Source organism: Bradyrhizobium sp. HKCCYLS3070, assembly GCF_051167575.1.
Lineage (GTDB): Bacteria > Pseudomonadota > Alphaproteobacteria > Rhizobiales > Xanthobacteraceae > Bradyrhizobium.
The window spans coordinates 169,202-183,638 of the sequence record NZ_JBNPTI010000004.1; the positions used below are offsets into that span (position 1 = coordinate 169,202).

At 66.7% G+C, this 14,437-nt stretch carries 14 protein-coding genes and 1 other RNA gene; 5 read left to right on the plus strand and 10 right to left on the minus strand.

All coding sequences use genetic code 11. The annotated features are described in order from the left end of the window. Window positions 1-156: 156 nt before the first annotated feature. The 3 genes from ACQR03_RS15840 (at window position 157) to ACQR03_RS15850 (ending at window position 3,240) form a co-directional block, all read left to right on the plus strand. Window positions 157-573 (plus strand): DUF4396 domain-containing protein, encoded by a 417-nt coding sequence (locus ACQR03_RS15840; RefSeq protein ID WP_434841709.1) that lies wholly within the window; start codon window positions 157-159, stop codon window positions 571-573. Window positions 574-745: 172 nt separating this feature from the next. Further along, the gene (locus tag ACQR03_RS15845) at window positions 746-1,108 is read left to right on the plus strand and encodes a hypothetical protein (protein ID WP_434841710.1); all 363 of its coding nucleotides are present in this window, start codon (window positions 746-748) and stop codon (window positions 1,106-1,108) included. A 257-nt stretch (window positions 1,109-1,365) separates the two neighbouring features. After that, a complete protein-coding gene (locus ACQR03_RS15850) occupies window positions 1,366-3,240 on the plus strand; it encodes a pyrroloquinoline quinone-dependent dehydrogenase (protein ID WP_434841711.1) in 1,875 nt (624 codons plus the stop codon). 182 nt (window positions 3,241-3,422) lie between these two features. On the opposite strand, the gene ybgC is transcribed toward ACQR03_RS15850, so the two are convergent. The 7 genes from ybgC to ACQR03_RS15885 form a co-directional block, all read right to left on the minus strand. After that, entirely contained in the window at window positions 3,423-3,872 is a 450-nt protein-coding gene (ybgC, locus tag ACQR03_RS15855) for a tol-pal system-associated acyl-CoA thioesterase (protein ID WP_316194797.1), read from the minus strand. 80 nt (window positions 3,873-3,952) lie between these two features. Then, window positions 3,953-4,873: a metallophosphoesterase gene (locus ACQR03_RS15860; RefSeq protein ID WP_316194798.1), complete on the minus strand. Its 921-nt coding sequence runs from the start codon at window positions 4,871-4,873 to the stop codon at window positions 3,953-3,955. Window positions 4,874-4,957: 84 nt separating this feature from the next. Then, window positions 4,958-6,007: a Holliday junction branch migration DNA helicase RuvB gene (gene ruvB, locus ACQR03_RS15865; protein WP_315713926.1), complete on the minus strand. Its 1,050-nt coding sequence runs from the start codon at window positions 6,005-6,007 to the stop codon at window positions 4,958-4,960. Continuing rightward, the gene (locus ACQR03_RS15870) at window positions 6,004-6,423 is read right to left on the minus strand and encodes a cytidine deaminase (protein WP_315713925.1); all 420 of its coding nucleotides are present in this window, start codon (window positions 6,421-6,423) and stop codon (window positions 6,004-6,006) included. Before ACQR03_RS15870 ends, ruvB begins: the two co-directional genes overlap by 4 nt. Before the next feature lie 45 nt (window positions 6,424-6,468). After that, entirely contained in the window at window positions 6,469-7,086 is a 618-nt protein-coding gene (gene ruvA, locus ACQR03_RS15875) for a Holliday junction branch migration protein RuvA (RefSeq protein WP_008961684.1), read from the minus strand. Beyond that, a complete protein-coding gene (ruvC, locus tag ACQR03_RS15880) occupies window positions 7,083-7,610 on the minus strand; it encodes a crossover junction endodeoxyribonuclease RuvC (protein ID WP_315713924.1) in 528 nt (175 codons plus the stop codon). Before ruvC ends, ruvA begins: the two co-directional genes overlap by 4 nt. A 73-nt stretch (window positions 7,611-7,683) precedes the next feature. Further along, on the minus strand, window positions 7,684-8,430 hold the full coding sequence (locus ACQR03_RS15885) for a YebC/PmpR family DNA-binding transcriptional regulator (protein WP_316201434.1): 747 nt from the start codon (window positions 8,428-8,430) through the stop codon (window positions 7,684-7,686). A 222-nt stretch (window positions 8,431-8,652) separates the two neighbouring features. Here ACQR03_RS15885 and ACQR03_RS15890 point away from each other — a divergent pair, with 222 nt between their 5' ends. After that, window positions 8,653-10,401, plus strand: a complete 1,749-nt coding sequence (locus ACQR03_RS15890) for a methyl-accepting chemotaxis protein (RefSeq protein WP_316225849.1) — start codon at window positions 8,653-8,655, stop codon at window positions 10,399-10,401. Between the two features lie 45 nt (window positions 10,402-10,446). After that, window positions 10,447-11,877, plus strand: a complete 1,431-nt coding sequence (locus ACQR03_RS15895) for a methyl-accepting chemotaxis protein (RefSeq protein WP_315713921.1) — start codon at window positions 10,447-10,449, stop codon at window positions 11,875-11,877. Window positions 11,878-11,886: 9 nt separating this feature from the next. Here the strand turns inward: ACQR03_RS15895 and ACQR03_RS15900 are convergent, their stop codons facing one another. The 3 genes from ACQR03_RS15900 to ssrS form a co-directional block, all read right to left on the minus strand. Further along, the gene (locus tag ACQR03_RS15900) at window positions 11,887-12,711 is read right to left on the minus strand and encodes a TIGR00282 family metallophosphoesterase (protein WP_315713920.1); all 825 of its coding nucleotides are present in this window, start codon (window positions 12,709-12,711) and stop codon (window positions 11,887-11,889) included. Between the two features lies 1 nt (window position 12,712). After that, window positions 12,713-13,294 carry a 5-formyltetrahydrofolate cyclo-ligase gene (locus ACQR03_RS15905; RefSeq protein WP_315714372.1) on the minus strand — a complete coding sequence of 194 codons (582 nt, stop codon included), beginning with the start codon at window positions 13,292-13,294 and terminating at the stop codon, window positions 12,713-12,715. 110 nt (window positions 13,295-13,404) lie between these two features. Further along, a non-coding RNA gene (gene ssrS, locus ACQR03_RS15910) (6S RNA) lies at window positions 13,405-13,566 on the minus strand. Window positions 13,567-14,437 lie beyond the last annotated feature (871 nt).

A 14,437-nucleotide genomic window follows, 5' to 3' on the forward strand; every position in this document is an offset into this window, starting at 1 on the left:
GCGGGACGGGATCGCTAGGCAACTCGGATCAAGCCCGTCCGACTCAGCGCGACGCGAGGGAGCGCGGCAATCACTGCGAGCATGCCAAAGGCTGCGACGTTGGCCCCCACGTCCCTCGCAGCCGCCTTCGGCTGAAAAAGTCTATTCTCGGAGAAGATGCTCGCCGTCTGGATCATCGACTTTCTGCGCGCTTACGGGTTCGGACGCCGTTTCCGGTATTTCCCGATTGCGCCGATGCGAGGTCTGTCGCTCGGCCAGGGGCTTATCGCGGCCGCCAAGGCCGATACGATTTCGATCGCGTCTTGGCCGGTCGGAATGCACGGCTTCACACTTGCCATTTCCACGGCCTCCGACACGTGCTCGGCACGCGACTGGAGGTCTACGGCTCGTGAAGGTCAGCAGCCCGGAGTTCCGTGCTCCTGGGTTCCTCACTTCCCACCCGGCGAACCGGTGGCTTCTGACTCGGGGCTCGAAGGAGAAGAAGTAGCGACCTCCGCGGCCGATCGAGGCCCGTTTGGTATTGAGCTGCGGATTGTCTCACGCCCCCCGCTATACCGACAGTGCCAGAGATAGTCCGCCATGCGCCGAGGAATTGGGTTGGCAAACCGGATGGGGGCCCTTCTCGGCCCCGAACGGGTACGGATGCGGCGCGTGGAACCCCTGCTTCGACGAGACATTCTTTTCTCGTCCGTTGAATCACCGCCGCTGCCCCGCGCTCGTCGGCCATGAATCTTGGAGCGTTGACTTGACCTCATCTGAGCAGAGGCCGCTCGGCCCGATCATCATCCTCGTGGCAGCCGCCGCCGGCACGCTGCTCGGCCTCTACGACTACCTAGCTCCTTTGACCGGGGTCACTGGCGCCCCGGGCGCGTTGCTCGTCATCGGATCCAGTCTGGCACTCGTCGTCGACGCCTTCATCCTGTGGTTTGGTCGACGCGGGTGGCTCTTCTGGGTGTTCTGGTCCCTCGGGCTGCTCGGCGCGCTCGGCACAATAACCGCCGCCTGCTTTCTGCATGCGTGGTGGCTGGCGGCGGCCACGGTCGTCGCACTCGTCGGATTGATTGTGACGCTTGCCGCCCCACCCCAGCCAAGAAGAGCCGTCGCATGAGAATCCGTTCATTCTGCCGTAGCGCCCCATTTGCGGCGCTCACGCTGGCGGTCATGGTCGCGCTGCCGCCGGCGATTGCACAGAACGACACTGCTCATCCGGCTGCCACCCCCGGAAGCATTCCAGGCCCAGAGCAGCGTGGGCCTTCGAGCACTGGCTCGGAGCAGCCCCACAGCAATGCCGGTCGCGCATCGTCAGCACCGGGCAACGAGCCATCGGGAGCTGCCGACGCAGGCGCTCAGCTGCCGTCCGGCAGCTTGCCCACGCCGAAGCCGATCCCGCTCGTCCCGACCCATGCCGTCTGGAATACGTTTCACGGTCAGCTCAATGCCCAGAAGTACTCTCCTCTGACCCAGATCACAGCCGACAATGTCCGATCGCTGGTAAAGGTGTGGGAGTATCACACCGGCGACGTTTCGGATGGATCGGGCAAGCTGCCGACCAGCGTCTGGTCCGCCACGCCGATCTTTGCCAATGACACGCTCTACATCGGCACGCCGTTCTATCGCGTTGTTGCGCTGGAGCCCGCGACCGGAAAGGTCAAATGGACCTTCGACTCCAAATCGACGCTCAAGGCTTTGACCCAGCCGGCGCTGAAGAACCGCGGGGTCGCCTATTGGGAGGCAGCGAATCCCGTCGCGGGCCAGCCGTGCCAGAAGATCGTCTATCTCGGCACCATGGACGCGCAGCTCTTTGCCATGGACGCGGATACTGGCAAGCTCTGTCGTGATTTCGCGAACGGCGGCGTCCTCAACGTCGATCAGTGGAACGACGTGAACAACAAATATCCGCTTTCGTTGCTTCAGCCGCCGACGGTCGCGGGCAATCACGTGATCCTGGGCTGGGCCGGCAAGGACTGGGCCTATGCTGAAGCACCGCCCGGCACCGTATTCTCGCTCGATCCGCAAACGGGCGAGCGACAATGGTCCTTCGCTACGCTGCCGCCGAAGATCGCGTCCCGCACCGGCACCGCCAATGTGTGGACGGGCATGTCGGTCGACGAGGGACTTGGATTGGTCTATCTCCCGGTCTCCAGCCCCTCCCCGAACTACTGGGGCGGCAACCGCACCGAGCCGATCCCGTTGGCCACATCGACAACGGCCCTCAACCTCGAAACCGGCGAGGTCGTTTGGTCTCGCCAGTGGGTGCACCATGACATCTGGGACTACGACATCAACTCCGCGCCGACGTTGATGGACATCACCGTCGATGGGAAGCAGATCCCAGCGCTGATGCAGGCAACCAAGATGGGGTTCCTCTTCGTCGTCGACCGACGCACTGGCAAGGACGTCTGGCCGATCGAGGAGCGCAAGGTGCCTGGTGGCGACGGCTCGATCCAGGGCGAAATCTACGCGCCGACGCAGCCGTTTCCGATCAGGCCGGCGCCGCTGCTCGACCAGTCGAAGAAGCCTCCCATCTGGTGGGTCGCCGACGCCCTCGGGCTCGGCCAATGCTCGAGGCTCTGGAAGAGCCTCAATTACGCCGGCATGTACTCGCCGCCGACCCACAAGGACAGCGGCGTGCTCGCCTATCCCGACTCGGCCGGCGGCGTGCAATGGGGCGGCGTAGCCTTCGATCCGCGCGGCAAGACCGCGATCGTCAACTTCTCGCACGTGGTGCAATCCATCAAGCTCTACCCCCGGAAAGAATATGAGCAGCGCGCAGCCGGCTCGGGCAACGAGCAAGGCTTCTATCCTCAAGAGGGTGCGCCATACGGCATGTCACTCGACAACGCGCTGAACTGGCTCGGCATGCCCTGCTGGAAGCCGCCATTCGGCGAGATCGCCGCCATCGACATGACCACCGGTGACATCAAATGGCGCCGTCCCATCGGCGCCTCCCAGAAGTGGGGCTTCTACATGCCGGAGTCGATGGGATCGGTGACGATCGGCGGCCCGGCGGTTACGGCCGGAGGCGTGATCTTCATCGGAGCCTCGATGGACGCCAAGGTGCGGGCCTACGCGCTGGCCGACGGCAAGGAGCTCTGGTCCGACATCGTCCAGGCTCCCGCGGTCGCCAATCCCGCCGTCTATGAGTACAAGGGCCGCGAATACGTCGCCTTCATCGCGGGCGGCAACACGATCCTCAAGGACCAGGTCGGCGATCAGGTCGCCGTCTACGCTCTACCGTAGTGCGGCGGTGCTCGCCAGCTGGCTTGCGCTGAACCGGAGCAATGGCTTCCGTGCCTACGCCGCGGCGATACAGCTGCCGTCGCATTCGCTGCGCAAATGGCGCGGCCGACTGGACCGCGGCGAGGTCGCGATCGCCGGCGGGCGCATCCTCATCCCTTCGCCCGCCCACCGTTAGGACGTCTTTAGGCGAGGTCCGCCTTCATCAGGTCGCGCAGCGCTTTCGGTATGGGCTGCGCCCTGCCGCCGCTGATGAACGCAACTCTCACGTCGGCCTTGACGAGCACCTCCTCGCCGCGCCTGACCTCCTGCGCCAGCGTGATCGACGCGCCCTTCACCGCCACGGGCCAGGTGACGACGTCGAGCACGTCGTCCATACGGGCCGGCCGCAGGAAGTCGAGCGTCATCGAGCGCACCACGAAGGCGAAGCCCGGGGCTTCGCTTGCCGCCTCCGCGAACAGCGCGTGCTGCTCGGCGCCCATCAGCCGCAGATGATTGGTGCGGCCGCGCTCCATGAAGCGGAGGTAGTTGGCGTGATAGACGATTCCGGAGAAATCCGTGTCCTCGTAGTAGACCCGCACCTGCATGTGGTGGCGGCCGTCGCGGATCGCGCCGTCGAGATGTTGTTGGGTCAAGGGAAGCCCTCGATAGCCGGAAATGGCGATCGTTTCGCCCAGTTCAACGGCCAGCGCAAGAGCAGGCCAGCAAGAGCCGGCTAGGACGTCACCTCGACGGGTTCCCTGCCGACGGTGACCAGCACGATCTCCGGCGGCATGCCGATCCGGACTGGCATGATGCTGCAGCCGAGGCCGCCGGAGACGATCACGTCGCATTGGGTGCGGATGTGGCCGTAGGCCAGATTGACGCCATTGCGCGCGGGAACAGCCGGAGACCAGCCGAGCACGCGGATCTGGCCGCCATGCGTATGCCCCGACAGCTGCAGCGCCACGCGTGGTGGCACCCGGAGCGCGACGTCGGGCTCGTGCGCCAGCAGAATTACCGGGGCGCTGTCCGTCACCTTGCGCAGCGTCCCTGCGAGATCATCGATGCCGATCCGCGGCATCGGCCGGAAGCGCCGCGCTGGCATGTAGGCCAACTGATCGCCAAGGCCGGCAAGCCAGAAGGCATGGCCATTCTTGGTGAGACGCACGACGTCGTTCTCGTAGACGGGAATGCCGGCGGCCTCGAGCGCCTTCTGGGCATACGGCGCGCCGCGGCCGTCGCGCTGCACGGTTCGATCATCCCAATAATCATGATTGCCCAGGATGGCGTGCACGCCCAACGGCGCCTTCAGGCCGCCGAGCACCGGCGCCCAGGCATCGGCGTCGATGCGTCCGATGTGATGACGATGACCGGCGACGTAGTCGCCGAGCAGAACGATCAGATCCGGCTGCAGCGCGTTGGTTCGCTGGACGATCCCGTCGATATGAGCGAGCGACATCCAGGGATCGCAGGCATGGATGTCGGCGATGGCCGCGATCTTCAGTCTTAGCCCAGCCGGCCAGTTGCGTGGATGGATGTGATAGTCGGTGACGCCCAGGCGGAGCGGCTCGACGCCGACGCCGTAGGTCGCGGTCGAAAAACCGGTGGCGGCAAGACCGCCTGAGAATGACAGAAAGCGACGGCGTGACAGCATCGATAAACTCCTCGCAGCGGCTCCCTTCTCCCTGATCATTGCAACCGATTTCGGGTGCGTCTGTGCAGATTGTCAGCAGTTTCGTTAATCATCGTCCTCGCTGCCGAACAGACCGAACTGGCCGGGATCGCGGTTCGAGGGCTCGGCCAGGCCGAGATGCCTGAACGCGTGCGACGTCAGCAGCCGGCCGCGCGGCGTACGCTGCAGATAGCCGCATTGGATCAGATACGGCTCGATGATGTCCTCGATGGCATCGCGCGGCTCCGACAGCGCTGCCGCCATGGTCTCGACGCCGACCGGCCCGCCGCCGTAGTTCAGCGCGATGGTCGAGAGATAGCGCCGGTCCATCGCGTCCAGCCCGGCGGCATCCACTTCGAGCGCGCTCAGCGCGTGATCGGCGATGGCGCGATCGATCGCACTGGCGTTGGCGGCCGACGCGAAGTCGCGCACGCGGCGCAGCAGCCGGCCGGCGATCCGTGGCGTGCCACGGGCGCGCCGCGCGATCTCGTTGGCGCCGTCGGCGGTCATGCCGACCCCGAGCACGCGGGCACCGCGCGTGACGATGCCTTCGAGCTCCTCCACCGTGTAGAAGTTCAGTCGGATCGGAATGCCGAACCGGTCACGCAACGGATTGGTCAGCAGGCCTGCGCGCGTCGTCGCGCCGACCAGCGTGAACTTCGACAGGTCGATCTTGACCGAGCGGGCCGCGGGGCCTTCGCCGATGATGAGATCGAGCTGGAAATCCTCCATCGCCGGATAAAGGACCTCCTCGACCGCCGGGCTGAGACGATGGATCTCGTCGATGAACAGCACGTCGCGCTCTTCGAGATTGGTCAGCAGCGCGGCGAGATCGCCGGCCTTGGCGATGACCGGGCCCGAGGTGGCGCGGAAGCCGACGCCGAGCTCACGCGCCACGATCTGCGCCAGCGTCGTCTTGCCAAGTCCGGGCGGACCGACGAACAGCACATGGTCGAGCGCCTCGCCGCGCTTGCGCGCCGCCTCGATGAAGATCGAGAGGTTGGCGCGCGCCTGCTGCTGGCCGACGAACTCCGACAGCTGCTGCGGACGCAGCGCAGTGTCGCCGACATCGTCGGAGCGCCGCTCCGGACTGACCATGCGCGCCGGCGGCTTCATTCGTTGCCGCGCCTGTATTTGTTCGGCAGCAATTCGCCGATGGTCACCGCCGCAGGCCCCTTGCCGTTCGACGGCACGATGACGCGCGCCTTGGCATCATAGTCGTGGATCAGCTCGCGGCAGGTGCCGCAGGGCGAGACCACGGCGACCTCGCCGGGCTCGCCGGGCTTGGGATGGCGCACGGCAACGATGGTCTCGATGCCGTGGTCGCCAAACTCGGTGATGGCGCGGCCGATCGCGATGGCCTCGGCGCAGACAGCGTTGCGGCCGAGATAGGCATCGATGTTGACGCCGGTGATGATGCGGCCGTCGCGCGTGCGCATGGCGGCGCCGACCTCCTGCCAATCGTTGCGATAGCGGCTCTTGACCGCTGATGCGGCCGCCTCGATCAGCTCCTTGTCCTTCTTGCTCACCATGGGGAAACGGATGTCCTTCTGCTCGCCCGGCCGGGCGACGATAGCCTATTTCGCCAGCTCCTTGAGGCCGAGGCGAATGAGTTGCGCGGTCTCGGCCTTGTCGCCGGCCGCGCGTGACGCGGCGGCAATGGCGGCAGCCGCCTGCGGCTGGCCATAGCCGAGATTGATGAGCGCGGAGATCGCGTCCGCGATCGGCTGCGGCGCGCGGGATTCTTCGATGGCGCCGGACAGCCTGACGACACCGGGATCGACATCGGCGAACGCCGGCGCCTTGTCCTTCAGCTCGGTGACGATGCGCTCGGCGACCTTGGGGCCGACGCCCGGCGTGCGCGCCACCGCGGCCTTGTCGCGCAGCGCGATCGCATTGGCGAGGTCCGCCGGCGGCAGAGTGCCTAGGACCGCGAGGGCGACCTTGGCGCCGACGCCCTGCACCGTCTGCAAAAGGCGAAACCATTCCCGTTCGACATCCGAGCGAAAACCGAACAGCTTGATCTGGTCCTCGCGCACATAGGTCTCGATCGACAATGTGGCGGCTTCACCGGGCGACGGCAAGGCCTGCAGCGTCCGCGCCGAGCAGTGCACCTGGTAGCCGACGCCGCCGACGTCGAGGATGACGAAATCCTCCGCGTAGGAATCGATCAGCCCCTTCAGCTTGCCGATCATAGCCCGGCCACCTTCATGCGCAGCGCCTGGCCCTGGCGGTGATGGGCGTGGGTGATGGCGATGGCAAGCGCGTCCGCCGCGTCGGCCGATGGCGGCTCGGCCTTCGGCAGCAGGATCTTCAGCATCACCGCGATCTGGCCCTTGTCGGCATGACCGGCGCCGACCACGGTCTTCTTGACCTGGTTGGGGGCGTATTCGGCGACCGAAATTCCGAACATCGCCGGCGCCAGCATGGCGATGCCGCGGGCCTGGCCGAGCTTCAGGGTGGCGACGCCGTCCTTGTTGACGAATGTCTGCTCGACCGCAGCTTCCATCGGCGCGAACCGGCCGAGCACCGCCGAGAGCCCCTCATGGATCGCCAGCAGCCGGCTCGCCAGCGGCAGATCATCGGGCGGCTCGACCGAGCCGCAACCGACATAGATCAGCCGGTTGCCCTCGCTCTCGATCACGCCCCAACCGGTGCGGCGGAGGCCGGGATCGATCCCGATGATGCGGATTGCTGCGCGAATCGGCTGGGCTTTCATGGATTAGAGATAGCCTCGCGCCGCACCGATGGAAACATAAACGGAACACACGAACGACGTGGTTGAGCGTCCGTCAACCGCCCATCTTCGCCATCAGGGCGTCCGAGATCTCGAAATTGGCGTAGACGTTCTGAACGTCGTCGTGTTCGTTCAGGAGGTCCATCAGCTTCAGCAGCTTCTCGCCGGTCTCGTCGTCGACCGCGACCGTGTTCTGCGGCTTCCAGGTCAGCGCCGCCTTGCGCGGCTCGCCGAACTTGGCTTCGAGGTTCTTGGCGACTTCATGGAAACTGTCCGGCGAGGCATAGACCTCGTGGCCGCCCTCGCCCGAGATCACGTCGTCGGCGCCGGCCTCGATCGCGGCGTCCAGCACGGCATCGTCGGAAGCGACGCCGCGGTCGAATTCGATGATGCCGACGCGGTCGAACATGAACGAGACCGAGCCGGTCTCGCCGAGGTTGCCGCCTGATTTGGTGAAGAAGGAGCGGATGTCGGACGCGGCGCGGTTGCGGTTGTCGGTCAGCGCCTCGACGATGACGGCGACGCCGCCCGGGCCGTAGCCCTCGTAGCGGATCTCGGCATAGTTGTCGCCCTCGCCGCCGAGTGCCTTCTTGATGGCCCGCTCGATGTTGTCCTTGGGCATGTTCTCGGCCCGGGCGGCGACCACGGCGGCGCGCAGCCGCGGGTTCATCGCCGGGTCGGGCGTGCCGAGCTTGGCGGCGACGGTAATTTCGCGCGCCAGCTTGCCGAACAGCTTGGACTTCATCGCATCCTGCCGGCCCTTGCGATGCATGATGTTCTTGAATTGGGAATGGCCGGCCATGCGAGGTCTCTTGCAATCGTAGGGGATCAGGTGGGGAAGCGCGGCCTTATAGGCCGGGAATCGTCAAAATCAAAGATTTGAGGTGGTTTCAGGGTGGCTGCCCCCTCCTCGGAGAGCCAGTTGGCTGCCCCGCACCATAAGCCAAATGTTAACCATGGCTTCACAGTCAAGTGCAACGATGCCGCCCCTCTGCACCTTTTCACCCGCACCGGGGCCTACCCCATGGCGTTTGGTTTCTTTGCAAGACGAGCCTCTGCGCCCGAGCCGGTGGCCGAACCGAAGCCGGTAGCCGCGCCGGAGCCGCTGGCGTCGTCGGATGCCGATTCGGCCAAGGCCATCCTCGACCTGCTGGAGCTGGAACTCGGCGGCATGATTCGCCAGCTGGAGCGCGCCGCCGATGCGGTCGCCAGCGGCGCCGAGGCGACGGCGGGGACGCTGACGGACATTCGCCAGCGCGCCGATGCGCTGAGCGGACGCAGCAGCACCGCGCAAGGAACGGCGGCGACGTTCGCCCACGCCGCAGAGAAGGTGACCCAATCCGCCCACGGTATCCGTGCCCAGGTCCAGGACGCCGGCCAGCTCGCCGACCAGGCCAGCGCCGCCGCCTCGGAAGCCCGGGCCAACGTCGACCGCCTGCGCGAATCCTCGGCGGCGATCGGCAACGTCGTCAACCTGATCTCCCAGATCGCGCGCCAGACCACCTTGCTCGCGCTCAACTCGACCATCGAGGCCGCCCGCGCCGGCGAGGCCGGCCGCGGCTTTGCCGTAGTGGCCACCGAGGTCAAGGCGCTTGCCGTCCAGACCCAGAACGCGACCGAGGAGATCACCCGCAAGATCGAGGCACTGCAGAAGGACGCCGCCGGCTCGGCCGACGCCGTCCACCGCATCGCCCAGGCGATCGAGGCGATCCGCCCCGTCTTCACCAACGTCAACGGCGCCGTCGCCGAGCAGAACCAGACCACCGGCGAGATGTCGAACAATGCGGCCCAGGCCTCGCAGTTCATATCCTCGGTGGTCGACAGCGCCGCCGACATCAGCAGCGCCACCCAGCAGGCCGAGAGCTATGGCGAGCGCGTCACGAACGCCGGCCGCGCCGTGACGATGTACGCCCAGAAGCTGAAGGCGCGCTGCGCCGTGCTGCTGCGGCAGGGCGATCGGCCCGTGCGCAGCGGCAGCGAGCGTCTGCCCTGCCACCTCAAGCTCGAGATCAAGTCGGGCGCACGCACGATCGGTGCGCCGGTCTATGAGATTTCCAACGACGGCCTTCTGATCACCGGCCCGGATGCGAGCCGCCTGCCCGTGAACGAGCGTCTCGACGCCGTGCTGGAGGACGTCGGTCCGTGCCGCCTGCGCGTCACCGAGCAGGTCAAGGCCGGCGCCCAGGCGCGGTTCGATGCGCCAAGCGCCGAGCTGCGCGAGAAGATCGAGGACAAGCTCTGGGCGCTGCACGAGGAGAACAACGAGTTCGTCACCCGCGCCATGGAAGCCGGCACCGAGCTGAACCGGATGTTCGAGAGCGCCGTTGCGCGCGGCGAGATCACGCTCGAGGACATGTTCGATACCAACTATGTCGAGATCCCCGGCACCAATCCGCAGCAGCACCGCAGCCGGATCCTCGACTGGGCCGAGCGCGTGCTGCCGTCGTTCCAGGAGGCCTTCCTCGCCAAGGACCAGCGCATGGCGTTCTGCGTGGCGATCGACCGCAACGGCTATCTGCCGGTGCACAACCGGATCTATTCGCATCCGCAGCGGCCGGGCGACACGGCCTTCAACACCGCCAACAGCCGCAACCGCCGCATCTTCAACGATCCGGCCGGGCTCGCGGCAGGCCGCAGCCAGCGGCCCTATCTGATCCAGAGCTACGCGCGCGACATGGGCAACGGCAACACCGTCATGATGCGCGAAATCGACGTGCCGATCCGGGTTCGCGGCCGGCACTGGGGCGGCTTCCGCACCGCCTACAAATTGTGAGCCAAGCCGTGATTTTCTGATCCTTTCAAGCCCGGGAGTCTGGACATGTCGGTCGCGCAACGCGCCATTCTGGAAAGTCACGACGCGCGCACCGGCGCCGAACGGCTGATGGACGAGATCGCCGACCGCATCGGCGGTCTCGGCGTCGAGCTCGCCGATGTCGCCGGCAACGTCCAGGAGGTCGCCAACCGCGTCAGCTACCAGTCGCAGCGGTTCGGGCATCTCCAGGCCACCGCCAAGACCATGGTCGCGGCCAATCACGACATCGCCACCGCCTCGCAGGCGGTGCAATCGGCCACGACCGCCGCGGTCGGCGACATCGCCCAGTCGCGCAACGTGGTCGACACCGCGGTGCGGCACATCGCCGAATTGGTCGAGTCCGTCGAGCGCATCGAGCAGCGGCTCGGCTCGGTCGGCGATGCGCTGTCGCAGGTCGCCAAGGTCTCGGTCGCGATCGAGGCGATCGCCAAGCAGACCAACCTGCTGGCGCTGAACGCAACCATCGAGGCGGCCCGTGCCGGCAGCGCCGGCCGGGGCTTCGCTGTCGTCGCAAGCGAGGTGAAGTCGCTCGCCGAGGCGACGCGGCAGGCCACCCAGGAGATCGGCGATACCCTGCGCGGGCTCGACTCGCAGGTGAAGAGCCTGCTCGGCGAGAGCGGCCAGGCCTCCTCCCGCGCCAAGACCGCGGGTGAAGGCGCCCAGCAGATCGGCGGCATCATCGTCCGCGTCCAGGACGGCTTCACCAGCGTCGGCCAGGAGATCGACGGCGTGGCGAAGGCCGCGACCTCCAACCTCGCGCATTGCGACGCCGTGATCAGCGAGCTCAACGAGCTCGCCAAGGGCGTCGACCAGTCCTCGGTCGAGCTCAAACAGGCCGACAGCCGGATCGCCAAGCTGCTCGATCATTCCGAGGCGCTGATCGGGCTGATCGCCGAGAGCGGCGTACAGACCGCGGACGCGCCGCTGATCAAGACCGTCGTCGACACCGCCCGGCAGATCTCGGCGACCTTCGAAACGGCGATCGACCGCGGCGAGATCACGCTCGCCGACCTGATGGACGAGAGCTATCGCGAGATCCCCGGCACCAATCCCAAGCAGTACATGACGCGCTACGTCGAATTCACCGACCGCGTCCTGCCGGCGATCCAGGACCCGATCCAGGGCAGCGATCCGCGCATCGTGTTCTGCGTCGCCTGGGCGCGCGGCGGCTACCTGCCGACGCACAATCCGAACTACCGCAAGCCGCAGGGGCCCGATCCGGTCTGGAACAACGCCAACTGCCGCAACCGCCGGCTGTTCGAGGACCGCGCGGTGAAGAAGGTCGCCGCCGCCAGCAACAAGCCGTTTCTGCTGCAGACCTACCGCCGCGACATGGGCGGCGGGCAGTTCGTGCTGATGAAGGACCTCTCGGCGCCGATCTTCATCAAGGGCCGGCATTGGGGCGCGTTCCGGATGGGTTTTCGGCTCAAGGCCTGATCCAGGCTCTCATCCTCCCCAGAACGAAGGCTTCGCCGGCGACAGCCGGCCGCCGATGCGCACCGGCGCGATCTTGATCGCAAGCCCGGTGCCGTTGTCGGTCTCGACCGCCACGCCGCTCAACGTCGCCTCGCCGGAGGCCGGCTCGAAGCGCGCCGACGGGATGCCCGACTGGAAGCGGCGCAGCGGCTCGTCCTTCTGCATGCCGATGATGGAGTCGTAATCGCCGGTCATGCCGGCATCGGTCATGTAGGCGGTGCCGCCGGGCAGGATCTGGTGATCGGCCGTTGGCACATGCGTATGGGTGCCGACGACGAGGCTGGCGCGGCCGTCGCAGAAATAGCCCAGGCCCTGCTTCTCGCTGGAGGCCTCGCAATGCACGTCGACCACGATCGCATCCGCCGCCTCGCGCAGCGGGCAGGCGCCGAGCTCGCGGCCGACAGCCGCGAACGGGTCGTCGAACGGCGTCATGAACACGCGCCCGAGCACGTTGACCACCAGCGCGCGGGCGCCGTTCTTGGCGTCGACCAGCGCCGCGCCACGGCCGGGCGTGCCCGCCGGATAATTCGCAGGGCGCACCAGGCGCGGTGCGCGCTCGATGAACACCAGCGCCTCGCGCTGGTCCCAGGAGTGGTTGCCGAGCGTGACCGCGTCGGCGCCGGCATCGACCAGCTCCTGATAGATCGCCTCGGTGATGCCGAACCCGCCGGCCGCGTTCTCGCCATTGACGATGACGAGATCGAGCGCCCAATCGCGGATCAAGCCTGGCAGGTGGTCCGAGACGGCGCTGCGGCCGGCCCGGCCGACGACGTCGCCGACGAAGAGAATTCGCAACTCAATTGCTCCGGAAATCCAAGGTCTCGCGCTCGGTTAGCACATAATCCAGCGCCGCGTCGTGGGCCAAGGCCGGGATCGCCTCGGTTTCCTGCACGGCAAAGCCGAGGCCGACGCCGATGAGGTGATGCGATTTACGCAAGTGCGAGAAGGTGTAGTCGTAGTAGCCGCCGCCGTAACCGATGCGATGGCCGGTGCGGTCGAAGGCGGCGAGCGGGACCAGCATCACGTCCGGCACCAGCTCGGCCGCAACGGGCGACGGCTCGGGGATACCGAGCGAGCCCAATGTCAGCCGATCACCCGGCGACCACGCCCGGAAGGAGAGCGAATGGCCGCGCGCCAGGATGACCGGCAGTGCCAGCCGCGCGCCCTTCGCCGCCAGCACGCGCATCAGCGGCACCGGATCGAGCTCGTTGCGAATCGGCGCATAGCCGGAGACCACCTGGCCCGGCTCCAGCGCGAAGGGGAGCCCGCGCGCCGCGATGGCCTGCGCGGCGGCGCTGCGCGCCTCGTCGCTCAGCGCGTCGCGCGCGGCGAGGGCTGCAGCCCGCAGCTGCTGCTTGGTGTGCTGGACGGCCTTCATCGGCATGCGGCGGGATCTCCGTCAAGAGCTCGCGGACGCGGGCACTCCAACGTTCTCAGAAACGCAGCAGATCGGCAATCAAGGGGACAGAACAGAGGGAGAGAGACAAGCGCGAAGCCGCAATCGCCGTTGAAACGCTCGATCCCGGAGTTCCCTACGAAAGTAGGTGGGCACCATATGTCCAGGTCCACGGACCTGGCCAGGGACAGTTCCCTAAAGGATCGATAAGGCCCCGGGGATATGTTGGTTCCGGACGCGCGTCGCAGCCTCGCTGACGCAATGTAACCATGGCGGGGTGATTTTGCCAGCGGTGGAAGCGGATTGACGCGCGCTGCCGTTGTCCAACCTCGGCGTCGTCGCCCGGCTTGACCGGGCGCCCCCGTACGCCGAGGCAGCAGTGGTTGAGCCGACAGGCCGCGGCGTACCGGATCGCCCGCTTTTCGCGGGCGATGACAGTTGTCGGGTGGTAGGAGCCGGGCCGAACACGGCAGAGCAGATCAGAATAGGCATGGCATCGCGTCCTCGTGGCGCTCGGCGTCCGAGTTGTTCATTTGGCTCGCCCTCTCGACACAGAGGGCACAGGGAAGGCCGGGCGTCGGCTGACGCCCGTGGCCCGCCTGCGTAAAAAATGCAGGCGGCAGGTACCACAGGTGCAGCCGGAAACACCCGGCCTTCCCTGCGCGACGGTTTGAACGGCTGCTTCGCGATCTCCCTGGTGCGCCGGGCTTGTTGGCCACCATGCGCGACAACGCGCTTGCGCGCGTTGCGCGGGACACCAGCATCGGGGTGTCAGGACCACGCGACTTGACCGTACGTGCATCGCCGTTCGTCCGCGCGATCAACTCACGCTGCGGCAATCCACGCCCATCGCATCCCACTGCCAACGCCTCGTGACGGTCGCGACACGCCCCTCATGCGGCAGCAGGACGAGCGGAAGCATCCGCCTGATTTGCCCGACACGGCAAGCCCTGCGGCCTGCGACATCGTAACGCGACGGGCAGTTTACGCATGATCGACATGCGCGGTTTGCCCGTCGTGCAGTTTACGACGTGCATCTGCTCCCGTGCCGCCAGCTCAACATTCCGCCGTCGTCCCGGCCTCGCGCGCCCTTGCGCCGAGGCAATTCAGGATCTCTCCGCAGAT